This is a genomic window from Rhodococcus oryzae (assembly GCF_005049235.1).
GTDB lineage: Bacteria > Actinomycetota > Actinomycetes > Mycobacteriales > Mycobacteriaceae > Rhodococcus_G > Rhodococcus_G oryzae.
This window is the reverse complement of record NZ_SUMD01000005.1, coordinates 331,775-347,606: the sequence shown is the minus strand read 5'-3', so window position 1 is coordinate 347,606 and position 15,832 is coordinate 331,775. Positions and strand designations below refer to the sequence as shown.

Here is a 15,832-nt window from a genome sequence, read left to right as displayed (position 1 = left end):
CCCATAGTGCCAAACCCGGCCGGGCAGCACGACTTCGGCGGGTTGTCGCCGGTTCGAACCGATCAGACGGGCGAGTTCACCATCGAGGCGGCGGCCATGTCCATGTAGTCGATGAGGGCGCGGCGGTGCGGCTCGTCGAGGGTGGCCTCGTCGATCGACGCGATCGCGATGTGCATGCACCGCAGCCACGCGTCGCGCTCGAGCGGACCGATCCGGAACGGCTGGTGCCGTAGCCGGAGCCGGGGGTGTCCGCGCTCGTCGGAGTAGGTTCGCGGGCCGCCCCAGTACTGCTCGAGGAACATCCGCATCCGGCGTTCGGCCGGTCCGAGGTCCTCCTCCGGGTAGAGGGGCCGGACGATCTCGTCCTTCGCCACTTCCTCGTAGAACCGCGCGGTCAGTTTGCGGAACGTCTCGGCTCCGCCCACCGCTTCATAGAAGCTCACTTCGGCATCAGTCATGTCGGCGTCCATTGTGCCCGTACTCGCGCCGTGACGTCGACGCGCTCGTGTTGTCATCGGTTGTTCACCGAAAGTCCTGCATCTTTGTACCAAATGGACGTGCGCGCGCAGGCCATCCGTGGTCAACTTGGGAGCAATCTTCCCGGAGGTCGCATGAAGAACTCGCACAGCGCCCGAGCGCACCGACAACTCCAGCCCACTGATGCCCGCCTGCCGCGGGGATCGGGGGCTTCTCCGCTGCAAGTGATAGACGAGGGTCTGAGACCCTCGACCCCAGGTGAGGACGACGCGGTTCCTTCCTGGGTGAAGCGCCGGGTGCTGCTTCTCAACGCCACCTACGAGCCGCTCACCGCGCTCCCCGTCCGCCGGGCCGTCGTCCTGCTGGTGTGCGAGAAGGCCAGCGCCGTCCACGAGGACCCGGACGGGCAGGTCATCCATTCCGCCGGCTGGTCGGTGCAGGTTCCCTCCGTGATCCGACTGCGCAACTACGTGCGGGTGCCCTATCGGGCCCGGATCCCGATGACCAGGGCCGCGCTGATGCACAGGGACCGCTTCCGGTGCGCGTACTGCGGCGACAAGGCCGAGACCGTGGATCACGTGATCCCGCGCAGTCGGGGCGGCGGTCACTCCTGGGAGAACTGCGTTGCCTGCTGCGCGCCCTGCAACCACCGCAAGGCCGACAAGCTGCTCAGCGAGCTCGGCTGGACGTTGCGGGCCGCCCTTGTGCCGCCGAAGGGGCAGCACTGGCGGCTGCTGGCGAGCACCAAGGAGCTCGACCCGGTGTGGTTGCGCTACCTCGGCGAGGGCGCTGCGTAAACGTCCGATCTCGAGGTGGCCCCGACGGCACAATTTGTGGCGCACTGGGCTACGGTTTGGGACGTGAGCATTCTTGAGACATCGCTGATCTTCGTAGGGATTCCTGCGCTCATCACGGCGATCATCGCGGGGCTGTGCTACCTGGCCAAGCCGGTGGCAGGCACCACCCCCGCGCACTACTCGCTGGACGAGGAATGGACCCACAAGCCGGTGCTGTGGTCCGCGGTCGACGAGGTGACGGTCGGTCACCACGGCGGGCACGCGGCCATCGAGTCCGGATCCGCAGATCTGATCGGAGGTTCGGCAAGTGGCAGGTGGTAGCAGTTTCCCGGCGGTGATCGAGTCCGAGCTCCCGGTGGGCTCGGTGGTGACCGCGAGCGGTCGCGTCTCGAACGTGCACCGCGTCGGCGATCCGTACGACGATCTGCCGTTCAGCGTGGACGAGCTGGTGGCCCTCGACGATGCGATGACCGACGCCACGAGGTCCACCAAGGTGCGCTTCAACGCGTACATCGGTGATCTCGGCGAGGACACCGCGGCGGGCGCCGACGCGCTGTTCCCGAAGACCCCCGAGGCCGACCGTTCGGTGCTGATCGCGGTCTCGCCCAACCAGCGCGCCATCGAGATCCGCTCCGGGCGGAAGGTCGCCGATCGGGTCACCGACCGGGTCGTGCAGCTCGGCGTGACCGCCGCTGTGTCCTCCTTCGGGGAGGCCGACCTGATCGACGGCCTGGTCAGCGCGATCCGCGTGATGAGCGCGGCCATCGCGGTGCGCTAGTCACACCCCGGCACACTCCGCTTCAACTGAAGGTGCCCCCCACGCGGTTCTCCGCGTGAGGGGCACCTTCAGTCGTTTCCGGGGGTGGTCAGCCGGCGTCGAAGGCGCGGGCCCGCAGCGCGCGCACGATCCCGGCCTTACCCTCGACCACCAGCCTGCGGAGCGCGGGCGGATGGTCACCGGCCAGGAAGTCGTCGGCCGCCGCGACCGAGGCCTCGGTGATCGACCAGGCCGGGTACAGCCCGACGACCACGGTCTGCGCCACCTCGCTGGAGCGGCGCGCCCAGACATCCGCGATGTCGGCGAAGTACCGGGTCACGTACGGCTGGAGCAGCTCGCCCTGACCCGGCGCCGCGAAGCCGCCGATGATCGCGCGGGCGGTGATGTTCGGGACGGAGTCGTCGCCGACGACCGTGGCCCAGGCCTGCTCCTTGACCGCCACCTGCGGCCGGGCCGCCCGTGCGACCGCCGCCTGCCGGACACCGGCCGCGGTCGGATCCCGCTGCGCCTCGGCGTCGATGAACGGTGACTCGGGGCCGTCCGCATCGACCTCGCCCGCAACCGCCAGCGCCTGCACCAACCGCCAGCGCAGGTCGGTGTCGACCACCAGCCCCGGCAGCCCGACGGTCGCCGGATCGGCGTCGAGCAGCTCCTGCAGCACCTCGGTGTGCCAGGGCTGCAGGCGCGCCGAGGTCAGCGAGTTGAGGAAGGCCAGCTGGTGATCGGAACCCGGCTCGGCCTCCCTGGCCAGCTCGAGCAGCCGGTTCGCGAAGCCGGGCCAGCCGGTGTCGTTCGCCCAGCCGGGCTCGGCGTAGCTGCCGAGCGCGGCGTGCGCCTGCATCAGCAACCGCGACGCCACCCCGACCTCGGTCTCCGCGCCGACGCCGCGCTGCACCAGTTCGACGAAGTCCCTGGCCTTGAGCTCGGCCTGCCGCGTCATCTCCCAGGCCGCCGACCACGCCAGCGTCCTCGGCAGCGGTTCGGCGATGTCGCCGATGCGCTCGATCAAGACGGCCAGCGAATCCGGGTCGAGCCGCACCGAGCAGTAGGTGAGGTCGTCATCGTTGACGAGCACGAACTTGCCGCGGGCGACCCCGACCAGCTCCGGCACCTCGGTCCGCGGTCCGTCGACATCGAGCTCGATGCGCTCGGTGCGCACCAGCTTGCCGTCCACCTCGTCGTAGATGCCGACGGCGAGGCGGTGCACGCGGTACTCGCCCGCGCCCGGCTCCGCGCGGCCCTGCAGCACGGCGAAGGACGAGAAGGTGCCGTCCTCGGCGACCGTGAACTCCGGCCGCAGGATGTTCAGCCCGGTGGTCTTGAGCCACTGCGTGCCCCAGTCGGACAGGTCCCGGCCGGAGGAGTGCTCCAGCGCGGCGAGCAGGTCGTCGAAGGTGGCGTTGCCGAACGCGTGCTCCTTGAAGTACGCGCGCAGGCCGGCCAGGAACGGATCGAGCCCGACATACGCGACGAGCTGCTTGAGCACGCTCGCGCCCTTGGCGTAGGTGATCCCGTCGAAGTTCACCTCGACCGCGGCGAGGTCCGGGATGTCGGCGGCGATGGGGTGGGTTGAGGGCAGCTGATCCTGCCTGTACGCCCAGGACTTCTCGGCGTTGGCGAAAGTGGTCCAGGCGTTGACGTACTCGGTGGCCTCGGACTGGCACAGCACCGACGCGAACGTCGCGAAGGACTCGTTGAGCCACAGGTCATCCCACCACGTCATGGTGACGAGGTCGCCGAACCACATGTGCGCCATCTCGTGCAGCACCGTCTCCGCGCGGCGCTCGTAGGACGCCCGGGTCACCTTGGAGCGGAACACGTAGTCCTCGAGGAAGGTCACCGCGCCCGCGTTCTCCATTGCGCCCGCGTTGAACTCGGGGACGAACAGCTGGTCGTACTTGCCGAAGGCGTACGGCACCTCGAAGTTGCGGTGATAGAAACCGAAGCCCTGCTTCGTCTCGGTGAACAGCCGCTCGGCGTCCATGTGCTCGGCGAGCGAGGCGCGGCAGTAGATGCCGAGCGGGATGTCGCCGTGCTCGTCGGTGTAGCTGTCGGTCCACCGCGCGTACGGCCCGGCGATCAGGGCGACGAGGTAGGTGCTCATCTTCGGGGTGGTGCGGAACTGATGCAGTCCCGGTGTGGCGGCGAGGGTTTCGACCACGGCCGAGTTCGAGATGACCTGCCAGTCGGTCGGCGCGGTCACGGTGACGTCGAAGGTGGCCTTGAGGTCGGGCTGGTCGAAGCAGGCGAACATCCGCTTGGCGTCGGCGGTTTCGAACTGAGAGTAGAGATAGACCGACCCGTCGGCGGGATCGACGAAGCGGTGCAGGCCCTCGCCGGTGTGCGAGTACTCGCAGTCCGCCTCGATGATCAGCTCGTTGCGTTCGGCCAGGCCGGTCAGCGCGATGCCGGTGGACTCGTCGTACCCGGTGACGTCGAGGGCAGCGCCGTTGAGGGTGGCGCTGCGGACCGCGGTCGCGATCAGGTCGATGTAGGTGTCGCCGCCCGCCGCCGCGCCGAAGGTGACCGTGGTGCGGGAGGAGAAGGTGTGCTCGCCGGGCTTGCCGTCACCGTCGGTCAGGTCCAGCTCGATGCGGTAGTTGTCGACGCTCAACAGCGCGGACCGCTGTGCTGCCTGCTCGCGGGTCAGGTTCGGTGGGGCCACGTCGGACGCTCCTCGTGATCGGGGACGGATGTGTGTCGAGGCTTGACCTCTCAGTCCATCCCATCACGAGATGCGCACGCTCACGACCGGTCAGTCCCGACTTCGCCGCGCAGGCGGGCCGCGCGCAGGATGAGGTAGTCCCGTTCGGCGACGCTGGGGGTGGTGTTCGCGGCGACGGTGTAGTCGGCGACGGCGCTGGGCGTATCGCCTGCCATCTCGTACAGGTGGGCTCGGACGGCGGCCAGCCGATGGGTGCCCGACAGCTGGTCCTGGTGGGCGGCGATCAGGTCCAGGCCCGCGGACGGACCGTGCGCCATGGCGGTTGCGACCCCGAGGTTCAGGGTGACCAGCGGGTTCGGGGCGATGCGTTCGAGCAGACGATAGAGCGAGAGGATGCGGACCCAGTCGGTGTCCTCGGTGCTCGCAGCCTGGGCGTGCAGCACGGCGATCGCGGCCTGGATCCGATAGGGGCCGGTCAGCCCGTGCCCGATCGCCGCCGTGGTCAGCCGGACGCCCTCGGCGATCGCCTCGCGATCCCACAGCCTGCGATCCTGCTCGGCGAGCGGGACCAGTTCCCCGCGCGGTCCGGTGCGCGCGGCGCGGTGCGCGTCGGTGAGCAGCATCAGCGCGAGCAGTCCGGTGACCTCGGGATCGTCGGGCAGCAGGCGGTGGATCGCCCGCGTCAGCCGGATCGCCTCCGCCGAGAGGTCCGCGCGACGCACCTGCCGGCCGGACGTGCTGGCGTGGCCCTCGGTGAAGATCAGGTACAGCACGTGCAGCACCGCGCCGAGGCGTTCGTGCCACTGCCCGGACTCCGGCACCGCGAAGGGCCGATCAAGGGCGGCCACCCGCTTCTTGGCGCGGGTGATCCGCTGCGTCATGGTCGCTTCCGGCAGCAGGAAGGCTCGCGCGATCTCGGCGGTGGTGAGCCCGCCGACCGAGCGCAGCGTCAGTGCGATCGCACTCGCGGGCGACAACGCCGGATGGCAGCAGAGGAAGAACAGGGTGAGCGTGTCGTCCCGATCGGGCGTGGCGATGTCGGCAGGCCGGTTCGGCTCCCGCAGGGCGGCGACGGTCTCACGGTTCCGTCGGGCCGCGTCGGCGCGGATGGCGTCGGTCATGCGACGGTGGGCGACCTGGATGAGCCAGCCGCGTGGATTGTCGGGCAGACCGTCGCTGGGCCAGTGCGCGGCGGCGGCGACGAGCGCCTCCTGGAGCGCGTCCTCGGCGGCGGCGAAGTCGCCGAACCGTCGGACGAGGGCACCGAGGACCTGCGGCCGGAGTTCGCGCAGCAGGTCCTCGGTGTCTTCGGAGGGTGGGAAGGTCACTGATCGGCGGGCGGGGCGCTCATGATCGCGCGCACCTCGATGTACTCACCGATCGGCTTTCCGCGGGGTCCGGGGGCCGCCGAGGCCTGCGCGGCGATCTCCACCGCCCTCTCGGCGCTGTCCACGTCGACGATCCAGTACCCGGCCAGGAATTCCTTGGTCTCCGGGAACGGCCCGTCGGTCACCACCGGCGCGGAGCGGCCGTCGGAGCTGACGATGCGCGCCTGGTCCGGCCCGGCCAGCCCCTGCGCCTCGACCAGTTCGCCGGATGCGGCCAGTTGCTCGCCGAGCGTGCGCTGGAAGTCGATGTGCGCCTCGATGTCCTTCGGCTCCCACTCGTGGATCGGGGAATCGCAGTACGCGGCCTCGCTGTAGGTCTTGATCAGCATGTACTTCATTGTCGGCTCCTTCGGTCGGGTGCGCCCGCGTGGCGCTCTCATGGGTAGGACGGAGCCGGGCGGGCCCTCCCGACACACTTATGCGCGGGATGGATGTGATTCAGATCACATGATCTGGCCGAGTGGTGTCGACTCATCGGCCAGGCGGGCCGGGTCGACCGGTTCGCCCGCGGTGATCAGCTTCTTGACGGCGTCGGTCACGTCCCAGACGTTGACGTTCATGCCTGCCAGCACCCTGTTGTCCCGGCCCAGCCAGAATGCGACGAACTCGCGCCGGGTCACGTCGCCCCGCACGACGAGGCTGTCGTACCCGCCTGTCGGTGCGTATCCGACGTACTCCATGCCCAGGTCGTACTGATCGGTGAAGAAGTAGGGCAGGTTGTCGTACGCGGCGGGCCTGCCGAGCATCGTCGCCGCGGCGACGGCGGGTTGGTTGAGGGCGTTCGCCCAGTGCTCGACGCGAATCCTGGTGCCCAGCACCGGGTGCTGCTGCGCCGCGATGTCGCCGACCGCGACGATGTCGGGGTCGCTCGTGGTCATGCCCGCGTCCACGAGCACCCCGCCGTCCACCGCGAGCCCGGCCTCCTCGGCGAGTTCGACGTTCGGTTGCGCCCCGACCGCGACCAGCACCGCGTCGGCGGGCAGCACGTCGCCGGTCGCGAGGCGGACCCCGGTGACCCGCCCGGCGTCGGCGGTGATCTCCTCCACGGTGGCCTCGAAATGCATGTCGACGCCGTGCTCGCGGTGCAGTTCCGCGAAGACCGTGCCCATCTCGGGGCCGAGGGACCCGAGCAGCGGCAGCGTCGCGGCCTCGACGACCGTGACGACGACACCGCGCTCGCGGGCCTGCGCGGCGACCTCGAGCCCGATCCACCCGGCGCCGATCACGACCAGGCGAGAATCCGCAGCCAGCGCACCGATCAGGCCGTCGGACTCCTCGATGGTGCGCAGATAGTGCACGCCCGCGGCGTCGGAACCCGGGATCGGCGGTCGCCGCGAGCGCGAACCGGTTGCCAGCGCGAGCTTGTCGTAGCCGAGCGTCGAGCCGTCCGGCAGTCGTACCTCGTGGGCGTCGCGGTCGAGGGCGGTGGCGGTGGTGCCGAGCCGCAGGTCGACGTGGTGGTCGCGATACCAGTCGCCGTGATGCACGGTGAAGTCGGCGAGGGCCTTCTTGCCCGCCACGTGTTCCTTGGACAGTGGTGGCCGCTCGTAGGGGAGGTGGTCCTCCGCGCTGAGCAGGACGATCGAGCCGTCGAAATCCTTCTCGCGCAGGGCTTCCGCGGTCTTCGCTCCGGCGAGCCCGCCGCCGACGATCACGAACGTACGGTTCGGTGACATGTCCTCACACTCCGTTCGAGACACTGCATTGTGACGAAAACGGTCCTGATGGCGCTGCTGTCGACCCTACTGCCGACCGTCATCCGGTAGGGGGCTTCTCGGCCGGGAAGCATTCGGTCCGATCGATGGTTGCCTACGAATGGACCCGTCGGTGACGGGTCCCCACCAGACGAGCGCGCCGACAGCCGCGACGAGAAGACAGGGGAGCAGCCCGTGAGTGAAACCAGGGATACCGCCGATTTTTGGTTCGACCCGCTCTGCCCGTGGTGCTGGATCACCTCGCGCTGGATCCTCGAGGTCGAGAAGGTCCGTGACATCGAGGCGAATTTCCACGTCATGAGCCTTGCGGTCCTGAACGAGGGGCGCGATCTGCCCGAGGAATACCAGGCGATGATGGAGAAGGCGTGGGGTCCGGTCCGGGTCGCGATCGCCGCGGCCAAGGAACACGGCGACGAGGTGCTGCTGCCGCTGTACACCGCGATGGGGACCCGGATCCACGATCAGAACAACAAGGATTTCCCGGTCGTGATCGCGGAGGCGCTGGCCGAGGTGGGCCTGCCCGCCGACCTGGCCTCGGCCGCCGACACTGATGTGCACGACGAGGACCTGCGTCGCAGCCACAAGGCCGGGATGGATGCCGTCGGTCCCGATGTCGGCACCCCGACCATCCACGTGAACGGCGTCGCCTTCTTCGGTCCGGTGCTCTCGCGCATCCCGCGCGGCGAGGATGCCGGCCGGGTCTGGGACGGCACCGTCGCGCTGGCGTCGTACCCGCACTTCTTCGAGCTCAAGCGCACCAGGACCGAGGACCCCTCCTTCGAGTAGGCGCTACGCGCCCGTGCGCGGTTGACGAGTCTCTGCACTCGTCAACCGCGCACGGGCGGCGGAGCCGCCTAGGGCAGCACCAGGATCTTCACGTGCGCGTCGGGGTCGCGGAGTGCGGTGAACGCGTCCGCGACACCCTCGAGCCCGACCCGGCCGGTGATGATGGCCTCGGCGTCGATCTCGCCGTCGGCCAGCCGCTGCAGGGTGATGTCGTAGGCGTTCTCGTACGGGCCGTGGCCGAAGTTGATCGCGATCCGGCGGAACTGTCCGACCACCGGAATGATCGTCTCGTCGCCGAACGGCGCCGCCAGCACCTGGATCCGCGAGTTGAACGGCATCGTGTGCATCAGGGTGCCCAGGATCCCGGCCCGGCCGCTGCACTCGTACGCGATGAGGATGCCCGCGCCCGCCTGGCCCACGAGGGTGTTGCCCTCCGCGACCATCTGGTTCCACAGCTCGATGGGGTCCTGCTCGTTCGGGTCGACGACGATGTCGGCGCCCATCTTCGCGGCGAGCTCGCGCCGCTTCGGCGACGGCTCGGACGCGATCACCAGCTGCGCCCCGCGGGCCTTGGCCGCGACGATGGCGCCGAGTCCGATGGTGCCGCAACCGATCACCAGCGCCGAGTCGGCGGGGGTGAGGCCGGACTGCTGCATGTGCATCTCGCCGACGTGCAACGGTTCGGCCAGCGTGGCGTGCTCGAGCGAGAGCCCCTCGGGGACGTGCCGGACCCAGAATGCGTCGACGACGATGTGCTCGCCGAAGGCGCCGTGGTACTCGTTGGAGAATCCGATGATCTTCGGGATACCGGTCGTGGTGTCGGTCGCCAGCCCGATGCCCGCCACCCGGTCGCCGACGGCGAAATCGGTGACGGCCGAACCGACCTCGGACACGATGCCCGCGTACTCGTGGCCGAGGACGACGGGCCGGTCGGTGTCGAAGGTGGCCAGCGGGTAACCCGCGTTCTCGGCGACGTGCACGAACCGGCAGGGGTCCTTCGACATGCTCAGATCGCTGCCGCAGATGCCGCAGGCCGTGACGTCGATGCGGAGCTGAGCGGGTGCGAGCGCGGGTGCATCCGGGACCTCGGCGACCGTGAACGCGCCGTCGCTGAACTGTGCTGCCTTCATGCCTGTGCTCCTGCGGTCTCGGCGGGCTGGCCGTAGTAGTCGGTGTGCGCCTTGGTGATCGCGCCGATCAGGCCGTCGAGCAGGTAGTCGCGGTTGTCCTCGGCGAACTGGAGGCTGGCCTCGCGGCCGGCATTGCGGTTCTTGAAATGCGGGATCACCTCGGAGGCGAACAGGTCGTAGCTGCGCTTGGTGTCCTCCCAGTTCGCCATGTCGACGTGCAGGATCAGCATGGTGCCGAACCCGCCGGTCTTCTCGATCAGCCGCTCGATCTGGGCGATCGCCTCGTCCGGGGTGCCGATGATGGCCTGACCGAACTCGCCGAGGGTGTCATTGCGCCACTGGTCGATGATCCCCTTGGGGGTCTGTGCCCAGTCCGGGTTCTGCCCGGTCTGCCGGTTGACGTAGGCGGCCATCGAGTCGATCCGGCGGCTCACCGCGCGCTCCGCGTCGGCCCGCGTCTCGGCGAGGAACATCGGGTTGACCAGCCGCCAGGTGGACCGGTCGGCGACGTGCCCGTTCTCGGCGCAGACCTTCTCGTAGACGCCCCAGTTGCGGTCGAGGACGTCGAAGCCGCTGGGGGAGCTGGCGGCGAGCGAGAGCAGCGAGAGGCCGTGGGTCCCCGCGAGCACCGATCCGTTGGGGGACATCGTCGAGGCGGTCGCGACCTCGATGCCCGCCGGGTTGTAGGTGGGCAGCTGCGCGCGGGCATCGCGCAGGGTGAACCAGTCGGTCTCCATGTTCACGACCTCGCCGCGCAGCAGCGCCAGCACCGCCTCGAGGGCCTCGCCCTGCATCCGGCGCTGGTCCGAGGGATTGATCCCCATCATGTGCGCGTCGAGCGGGATCTTGCCGGGGCCGGTGCCGAAGATCAGCCGGCCGCGGGTCTGCAGGTCGAGCTGCGTGATCCGGTCCGCGGTGATTAGTGGGTGGTGGTACGGCAGCGAGGTGACCCCGGTGCCGAACCGGATCCGTTCGGTCCGCTCCGCGGCCGCCGCGATGAACAAGTCAGGGGCGGGCACGATCTCGGCGCCGGTGGAGTGGTGTTCACCCATCCACGCCTCGTCGAATCCGAGGTGATCGAGGTGCTCCATGAGGTCGATGTCGCGCCGCAGCTGCAGCGCGGGATCGGCGTTCAGCGGGTGGTACGGCGCGAGGAAGGCGCCGAAGTTGATCGAATCGGTGGTCCACACGAGCGTCATCTCCTTGACAGGTGGGTGCCGGCCTCCCGGGGGAGGCGTCGAGGACGGCCGGCCATTCATGGTGAGCGGCATCACATCCGCCTGTCCGCAGTTGTATCACCGAACTGGATCAACTGATCCAGAAATCTCCCGCTGAGTGGACACCCGCGCGGAGGTGCGGAATTCCGGTTCCCGGCGGGTGGCTCAGGAGCCGAGCAGTCGGTCGGCGCCGCCGACGACGAAGACGACGAGGTCCTCGTAGAAGCTCGTCAGGTCCTCGGGGGAGAGGCGGCCCGCGCCGTGGCTCCACTCGTCGGCGCGGCCCAGTGCCTGGAGGAACCCCATCACCGAGATCGCCCAGCGGAGCGGAAGGCGGTCCGGGTCGGAGTGTGGATACGCGCGGCGGACCTGATCGAGCAGGCTCTCGTCGACGTGCTGGCCCGCGGCCTCGAGGGCCGGGTGACCCTCCTGGGAGATCTGCGCGATGATCTTGACCCACCGCATGCCCCGGACACGTTGTCGCAGTACGAGTTCGAGATAGGGCTCGGTGACAGCTCGAACCAGGGCGTCCGCGGTCGGCGGGACGGGCGATGCGGCCAGTCGGTCCACGTTGATCCGGATCTGGTCGCGGACCGCGCCGCCGAGATCGAGGAGGACCGCCGCCAGCAGGTCGTCCTTCGACCCGAAGTGGTAGTGCACCGAGGCGGGCCCGAGCCCGGCGGCCGCGTTGACGGCCCGGATCGACACGGCGTCCACGCCCTGGGTGGCGAAGAGTTTCTCGGCCGCCTTCACCAGGCGCATTCGGGTGGCGTTGCCCTGACGGTTCTGGTTCGGGGTGGACATGTCGAGAGTTTCGCACACCCTTGACATGGGTGGGGTCATGGCATCAAATAGGCCAAACGATTCAATCAACTGATCCAATTATGTGGTCGGTCCTGGGAAGAAGCGGGTACGAGATGCAGCTCGAGGTGGACCTTCGCGAGGCCGAGGCGACGGTGGAACTGACGGGGGTCGACGAGTTCACGAGTCTGGCGGTCACCGTGCTGGGCGAAAGCGACCGGGATCGGGCCGCCGCCGCGTTGGGCGCGTGGGGCACCGTCGACGGCGACCACGTCTGGCTCGACATCGGCGCCCTCGAGGGGGCTGTGCGCAGCCATCCCCTGCGAGGCGAGGGCTGGCTGCCCCGGTTCGTGGCGATGATCGATTACGCGGAGTCCAAGGGCTGGGTGGATCCGGACCACCGCAGGGTCCGAGCGCACTGCGAGCAGGTCTCCGGCTAGAACACCCGGCCGTGGCGCGAGCGGTCCCGCAGGGCGGCGGCGCGCCAGGTCAGCACCGGATGGCCGGACAGGATGTTCACCAACCAGGGGAAGAACCCGCGCTCGGTACGGGCCCGGTCCGCCATCTCGTCGAAACCGACCAGGCTCATCAGGTACTTGCCTGCGGCGAGCACGCCGATCGCCCCCGGTGCCCCGTGCGGGCGGTTGCAGAGCCCGTGGTTGTCGGCGGTGTACTCCTGCGCGCGTGAGAGCGAGGACCCGATCACCGGGATGTAGTTGGAGGCGAACATGCCGAGCTGGCGCCAGTAGGAGGTGTGGCCCGCCGCGATGTGCCCGACCTCGTGCCCGATGATGAACGCCAGCGCATCGGGATTGCGGGCCTGGCCGCCGATCTCGAACAGGTCGCTGTAGACCACCACGTACCGCCGGAAGCCGTGACCGGACGCGAACGCGTTGATCTGACCGTTGCCGAGGACGACATAGCCGTCGGGGACCTGTGGCATCCCGAACCGCGCGGCCGCCTCCACCAGCATCCGGTAGCCGTCGGGGAACTGGGTCGGCGTCATCTTCACGCCGTTGACGCGCTGCGCGGCGTACATCTGGCCGCGGGCGAAGAACAGCAGGATCGGTGCGAGCAGCACGATGACGACCCACGGCTCCAGCGCGCCCGAGGCGATCAGTGCGATCGACACCAGGTAGGCCACCACGGTGGTCGCGATCGACAGGACCAGCAGCGGGATCTCGAAGTGGTGCCGGATCGGCATTCCCCACGGGGAGAGCCCTCGCGGCGGGAGCATCCGCGGCGGCGCGAATCCGGGTGCCGGGTGGACGGGCGAGTGATGCGTGATCGTGGGTGGGAACTGCTCCATGTGGACAAACCCTATTCGTGGTCGGGTCCGGGCTCGCCGCGCCGACCTGTCAGAATCGACACATGCGCGTATACCTAGGTGCCGACCACGCAGGCTTCGAACTCAAGAACCAGATCAAGGACCATCTCACCGCGAACGGCCACGAGGCCGTGGACTGCGGTGCCCACGTGTACGACGCCGTGGACGACTACCCGGCGTTCTGCGTCGAGGCCGCGCGTCGCGTGGTCGAGGACGAGGGCAGCCTGGGCATCGTGCTCGGCGGCAGCGGCAACGGCGAGCAGATCGCCGCGAACAAGGTGCCCGGCGCCCGCTGCGCCCTGGCCTGGAGCGTGGAGACCGCCCAGCTCGCGCGCCAGCACAACAAGGCTCAGCTGATCGGCATCGGCGGCCGGATGCACTCGCTCGAGGAGGCCCTGGCCATCGTCGACGCGTTCCTCGAGACCCCGTGGTCGGGCGAGGCGCGGCACCAGCGGCGCATCGACATCCTGTCGGAGTACGAGCGCACCGGCGTGCCGCCGGCCCTGCCCGAGGCCTGAGTGCCCGAGGGTCACACTCTCCACCGCCTCGCACGGGAGCACCAGCGACACTTCGCCGGTGCTCCCGTTCGTGTGTCCAGCCCGCAGGGCAGGTTCGAGTCCGGCGCGGCGAGCGTCGACGGCCGGGTCCTGGTCCGGGCCGAGGCGTGGGGCAAGCACCTGCTGCACCACTACGAGTCTGGCCTGATCGTGCACGTGCACCTCGGGCTGTACGGCAAGTTCACCGATCTCCCGCTGCCGATGGGCACGCCGGTTGGCCAGGTCCGCATGCGGATGGTCGGGGCCGAGATCGGCACCGACCTGCGCGGGCCGACCGCCTGCGAGATCTACGACGAGCCCCAACTGCGCGCGCTGGAGGACCGGCTGGGCCCCGACCCGTTGCGTCCCGACGCTGACCCAGCGCGGGCGTGGCGCCGGATCTCCAAGTCGCAGAACGCGATCGGCGCACTGCTGATGGATCAGCAGGTGATCGCCGGGGTCGGCAATGTCTATCGGGCCGAGCTGCTGTTCCGGCACGGGATCAACCCGAACCGCCCGGGTGCGCGGCTGGGCGCGGCCGAATGGGATGCCATGTGGACCGACCTCGTCTCGCTGATGAAGGTCGGCGTCCGGCGGGGGAAGATGCACGTGGTGCGCCCCGAGCACGACAACGGCGAGCCGGCGTACGCCAAGGATCGGCCGCGTACCTACGTGTACCGCCGAACGGGATCGGCGTGCCGCGTGTGCGGCACGCCGATCGCTCACTCGGTCATGAAGGCGCGCAACCTGTTCTGGTGCCCGACCTGCCAAGCGGTCTGAGCCGCAATACGAGTTCGGCAGGATTTCGCCCGGAAAGCGGGTGAAATCCTGCCGAAGTTTCGTAGAGCAGTTCTAGAAGCCGCCGAAGTCGCCGCCACCGAAGTCGCCGCCGCCGAAATCGCCACCGCCCCAGTCGCCGCCACCGGCGTCGCCACCGAAGTCGCCGCCGCCCGTGTCGCCGCCGGCGTCGGCGCCTGCGTCGCCACCCTCGCCACCTGCGTCGCCGCCCGCATCGCCACCGCCCGCATCGCCACCGCCCGCGTCGCTGCCGTCGCCCGCGCCACTCTCGAAGGCCTGCGCGTCATAGGGCACACCGGCCATGCCGCCGAACATCGCGGAGAACAGGAACATCGAGCCCACGCCCCATGCGCCCGCGACGAGCGCCGGCTTCCACCAGGGCTCGGAGTACCAGCCGGCCGGTACGGGCCGACCCGCGACGCGACCGCCCGGGTAGTAGTTCGGGGTGCGCGGGGACGGGTTCGGGGAAGCCGAGACCTGACGGCCCTCGAACTCGATGTCCCGGTTCTCGGTCACCTCGCCCGCGGCGCGCTGGCCGTCGATGCTCGGAACCTCGGGGCCGGGGTCCATCCCCATCGCCGTTCGTGCGGCACGGATGTAGTAAAGGCCTTCCAGCGCAGTCTGCTTCGCGAGGCGGGCCTGTGCCGGGCTGTTGGCCTGGTCGATCTGCGAGCCGGCCGCGATGTGGCGCTCGGACGCGTCGGCGAGGGCCTGCTTCGAGGCCATGTCGGTGCCGGTCAGGTTGTAGACCTGGCCGCCGAGTCGCTCGATCGCCTGGCGCGCGTCCGCCTTGGCGTCCTCGAGTTGGGTGGCGGTGTGGCCGACGGAGCGCTTCTGGCTTTTCATGACCAGGAACACGACGACACCGATGACGGCGAGGATCAGGAGGAGTTCCACTGGGGGCCTTCCCATGGGGACAAATCGGACGAGTCCCACCAGCCTACCGGCGATCCGGAGGTGACCGCCGTCCGCGGAACTGCCGCCCCCGAGCCCGTCGGCTACCCGCCGCGCACCCGGTCGCCCTCGAGGGTTCGGCGAATTGCGCTGGTACCGAGCTCCATCATGGCCGTGGTGCGGTCTGCCAGTGCATCCGGCAGCACGTCCGCGATCCAGACGAATCGGGTGCGGCCATCGCTCTCGGCGAACACCTGGGCCGACCCGTTGTGATGCTCGTAGGGTCCGCCGACGATCGACCACGACAGTCGGCGGGCCGCCTCGTCCAGCGCGACCAGCCGTTCGCGGACGACCGAGCCATCGCCGAACGTGACGATCCGGTCGCCCCCGTCGATGGTGGTGTTCGTGACGAACCCGGCGGCCAGGCGCTCGTGCAGCGCGCCCCAGTCGCGAAGCGCATCCCATGCGCGCTCGGGGGTGGTGTCGACGAGTGTTTCGGTGCGTATGTATGCCATGCCCCGAC

The 15,832-nt window shown here is 69.4% G+C and carries 18 protein-coding genes; 7 read left to right on the top strand and 11 right to left on the bottom strand.

Annotated features, from left to right (window positions below):
• Positions 1-62: 62 nt before the first annotated feature.
• The gene (locus FCG67_RS13130) at positions 63-458 is read right to left on the bottom strand and encodes a globin (protein WP_092667846.1); all 396 of its coding nucleotides are present in this window, start codon (positions 456-458) and stop codon (positions 63-65) included.
• 153 nt (positions 459-611) lie between these two features.
• Between FCG67_RS13130 and FCG67_RS13125 the strand changes: the two genes are divergently transcribed.
• The 3 genes from FCG67_RS13125 to FCG67_RS13115 all read left to right on the top strand — a co-directional run bounded on the left by FCG67_RS13125 (position 612) and on the right by FCG67_RS13115 (position 2,052).
• Positions 612-1,274, top strand: coding sequence for an HNH endonuclease (locus FCG67_RS13125; RefSeq protein ID WP_136910197.1), 663 nt, complete (start codon positions 612-614; stop codon positions 1,272-1,274).
• A 63-nt stretch (positions 1,275-1,337) separates the two neighbouring features.
• Positions 1,338-1,595, top strand: coding sequence for an aa3-type cytochrome oxidase subunit CtaJ (ctaJ, locus tag FCG67_RS13120; RefSeq protein ID WP_097211443.1), 258 nt, complete (start codon positions 1,338-1,340; stop codon positions 1,593-1,595).
• The gene (locus tag FCG67_RS13115) at positions 1,582-2,052 is read left to right on the top strand and encodes a DUF5130 domain-containing protein (protein WP_136910196.1); all 471 of its coding nucleotides are present in this window, start codon (positions 1,582-1,584) and stop codon (positions 2,050-2,052) included. Before ctaJ ends, FCG67_RS13115 begins: the two co-directional genes overlap by 14 nt.
• Positions 2,053-2,140: 88 nt before the next feature.
• Here FCG67_RS13115 and pepN read toward each other — a convergent pair whose 3' ends face one another.
• The 4 genes from pepN to FCG67_RS13095 form a co-directional block, all read right to left on the bottom strand.
• Complete coding sequence (pepN, locus tag FCG67_RS13110) at positions 2,141-4,717, bottom strand: aminopeptidase N (protein ID WP_136910195.1); 2,577 nt, start codon at positions 4,715-4,717, stop codon at positions 2,141-2,143.
• A gap of 80 nt (positions 4,718-4,797) precedes the next feature.
• Complete coding sequence (locus FCG67_RS13105; protein ID WP_136910194.1) at positions 4,798-6,045, bottom strand: RNA polymerase sigma factor; 1,248 nt, start codon at positions 6,043-6,045, stop codon at positions 4,798-4,800.
• Complete coding sequence (locus tag FCG67_RS13100) at positions 6,042-6,443, bottom strand: YciI family protein (protein ID WP_136910193.1); 402 nt, start codon at positions 6,441-6,443, stop codon at positions 6,042-6,044. The genes FCG67_RS13105 and FCG67_RS13100 overlap by 4 nt, the downstream gene beginning before the upstream one ends.
• A gap of 105 nt (positions 6,444-6,548) precedes the next feature.
• Positions 6,549-7,781, bottom strand: coding sequence for an NAD(P)/FAD-dependent oxidoreductase (locus FCG67_RS13095; protein ID WP_136910192.1), 1,233 nt, complete (start codon positions 7,779-7,781; stop codon positions 6,549-6,551).
• A gap of 213 nt (positions 7,782-7,994) precedes the next feature.
• Here FCG67_RS13095 and FCG67_RS13090 point away from each other — a divergent pair, with 213 nt between their 5' ends.
• The gene (locus FCG67_RS13090) at positions 7,995-8,606 is read left to right on the top strand and encodes a DsbA family oxidoreductase (protein ID WP_136910191.1); all 612 of its coding nucleotides are present in this window, start codon (positions 7,995-7,997) and stop codon (positions 8,604-8,606) included.
• 68 nt (positions 8,607-8,674) lie between these two features.
• On the opposite strand, the gene FCG67_RS13085 is transcribed toward FCG67_RS13090, so the two are convergent.
• The 3 genes from FCG67_RS13085 to FCG67_RS13075 form a co-directional block, all read right to left on the bottom strand.
• Positions 8,675-9,736, bottom strand: coding sequence for an alcohol dehydrogenase catalytic domain-containing protein (locus FCG67_RS13085; RefSeq protein ID WP_136910190.1), 1,062 nt, complete (start codon positions 9,734-9,736; stop codon positions 8,675-8,677).
• A complete protein-coding gene (locus FCG67_RS13080; RefSeq protein ID WP_246045039.1) occupies positions 9,733-10,935 on the bottom strand; it encodes an LLM class flavin-dependent oxidoreductase in 1,203 nt (400 codons plus the stop codon). The genes FCG67_RS13085 and FCG67_RS13080 overlap by 4 nt, the downstream gene beginning before the upstream one ends.
• Before the next feature lie 183 nt (positions 10,936-11,118).
• Positions 11,119-11,757, bottom strand: coding sequence for a TetR/AcrR family transcriptional regulator (locus tag FCG67_RS13075; RefSeq protein ID WP_136910189.1), 639 nt, complete (start codon positions 11,755-11,757; stop codon positions 11,119-11,121).
• A gap of 113 nt (positions 11,758-11,870) precedes the next feature.
• Here FCG67_RS13075 and FCG67_RS13070 point away from each other — a divergent pair, with 113 nt between their 5' ends.
• A complete protein-coding gene (locus FCG67_RS13070) occupies positions 11,871-12,194 on the top strand; it encodes a hypothetical protein (protein ID WP_136910188.1) in 324 nt (107 codons plus the stop codon).
• Here FCG67_RS13070 and FCG67_RS13065 read toward each other — a convergent pair.
• Positions 12,191-13,063, bottom strand: coding sequence for a M48 family metallopeptidase (locus FCG67_RS13065; RefSeq protein ID WP_425467826.1), 873 nt, complete (start codon positions 13,061-13,063; stop codon positions 12,191-12,193). The genes FCG67_RS13070 and FCG67_RS13065 overlap by 4 nt on opposite strands.
• Positions 13,064-13,125: 62 nt before the next feature.
• On the opposite strand from FCG67_RS13065, the gene FCG67_RS13060 reads away from it, so the two are divergent.
• Together FCG67_RS13060 and FCG67_RS13055 are read left to right on the top strand one after the other, a co-directional pair.
• On the top strand, positions 13,126-13,599 hold the full coding sequence (locus FCG67_RS13060) for a ribose-5-phosphate isomerase (protein WP_136910187.1): 474 nt from the start codon (positions 13,126-13,128) through the stop codon (positions 13,597-13,599).
• Positions 13,600-14,397 (top strand): Fpg/Nei family DNA glycosylase, encoded by a 798-nt coding sequence (locus FCG67_RS13055; RefSeq protein ID WP_136910186.1) that lies wholly within the window; start codon positions 13,600-13,602, stop codon positions 14,395-14,397.
• Between the two features lie 72 nt (positions 14,398-14,469).
• On the opposite strand, the gene FCG67_RS13050 is transcribed toward FCG67_RS13055, so the two are convergent.
• Complete coding sequence (locus tag FCG67_RS13050) at positions 14,470-15,312, bottom strand: DUF1542 domain-containing protein (RefSeq protein WP_136910307.1); 843 nt, start codon at positions 15,310-15,312, stop codon at positions 14,470-14,472.
• A gap of 101 nt (positions 15,313-15,413) precedes the next feature.
• Positions 15,414-15,824: an SRPBCC family protein gene (locus tag FCG67_RS13045; RefSeq protein WP_136910185.1), complete on the bottom strand. Its 411-nt coding sequence runs from the start codon at positions 15,822-15,824 to the stop codon at positions 15,414-15,416.
• Positions 15,825-15,832 lie beyond the last annotated feature (8 nt).

Coding starts and splice junctions, on each gene's coding strand:
- FCG67_RS13130 (WP_092667846.1), bottom strand. CDS start 458: ATGACTGATGCCGAAGTGAGCTTCTATGAAGCGGTGGGCGGAGCCGAG.
- FCG67_RS13125 (WP_136910197.1), top strand. CDS start 612: ATGAAGAACTCGCACAGCGCCCGAGCGCACCGACAACTCCAGCCCACT.
- FCG67_RS13100 (WP_136910193.1), bottom strand. CDS start 6,443: ATGAAGTACATGCTGATCAAGACCTACAGCGAGGCCGCGTACTGCGAT.
- FCG67_RS13095 (WP_136910192.1), bottom strand. CDS start 7,781: ATGTCACCGAACCGTACGTTCGTGATCGTCGGCGGCGGGCTCGCCGGA.
- FCG67_RS13085 (WP_136910190.1), bottom strand. CDS start 9,736: ATGAAGGCAGCACAGTTCAGCGACGGCGCGTTCACGGTCGCCGAGGTC.
- FCG67_RS13080 (WP_246045039.1), bottom strand. CDS start 10,935: ATGACGCTCGTGTGGACCACCGATTCGATCAACTTCGGCGCCTTCCTC.
- FCG67_RS13075 (WP_136910189.1), bottom strand. CDS start 11,757: ATGTCCACCCCGAACCAGAACCGTCAGGGCAACGCCACCCGAATGCGC.
- FCG67_RS13070 (WP_136910188.1), top strand. CDS start 11,871: ATGCAGCTCGAGGTGGACCTTCGCGAGGCCGAGGCGACGGTGGAACTG.
- FCG67_RS13065 (WP_425467826.1), bottom strand. CDS start 13,063: ATGGAGCAGTTCCCACCCACGATCACGCATCACTCGCCCGTCCACCCG.
- FCG67_RS13060 (WP_136910187.1), top strand. CDS start 13,126: ATGCGCGTATACCTAGGTGCCGACCACGCAGGCTTCGAACTCAAGAAC.
- FCG67_RS13045 (WP_136910185.1), bottom strand. CDS start 15,824: ATGGCATACATACGCACCGAAACACTCGTCGACACCACCCCCGAGCGC.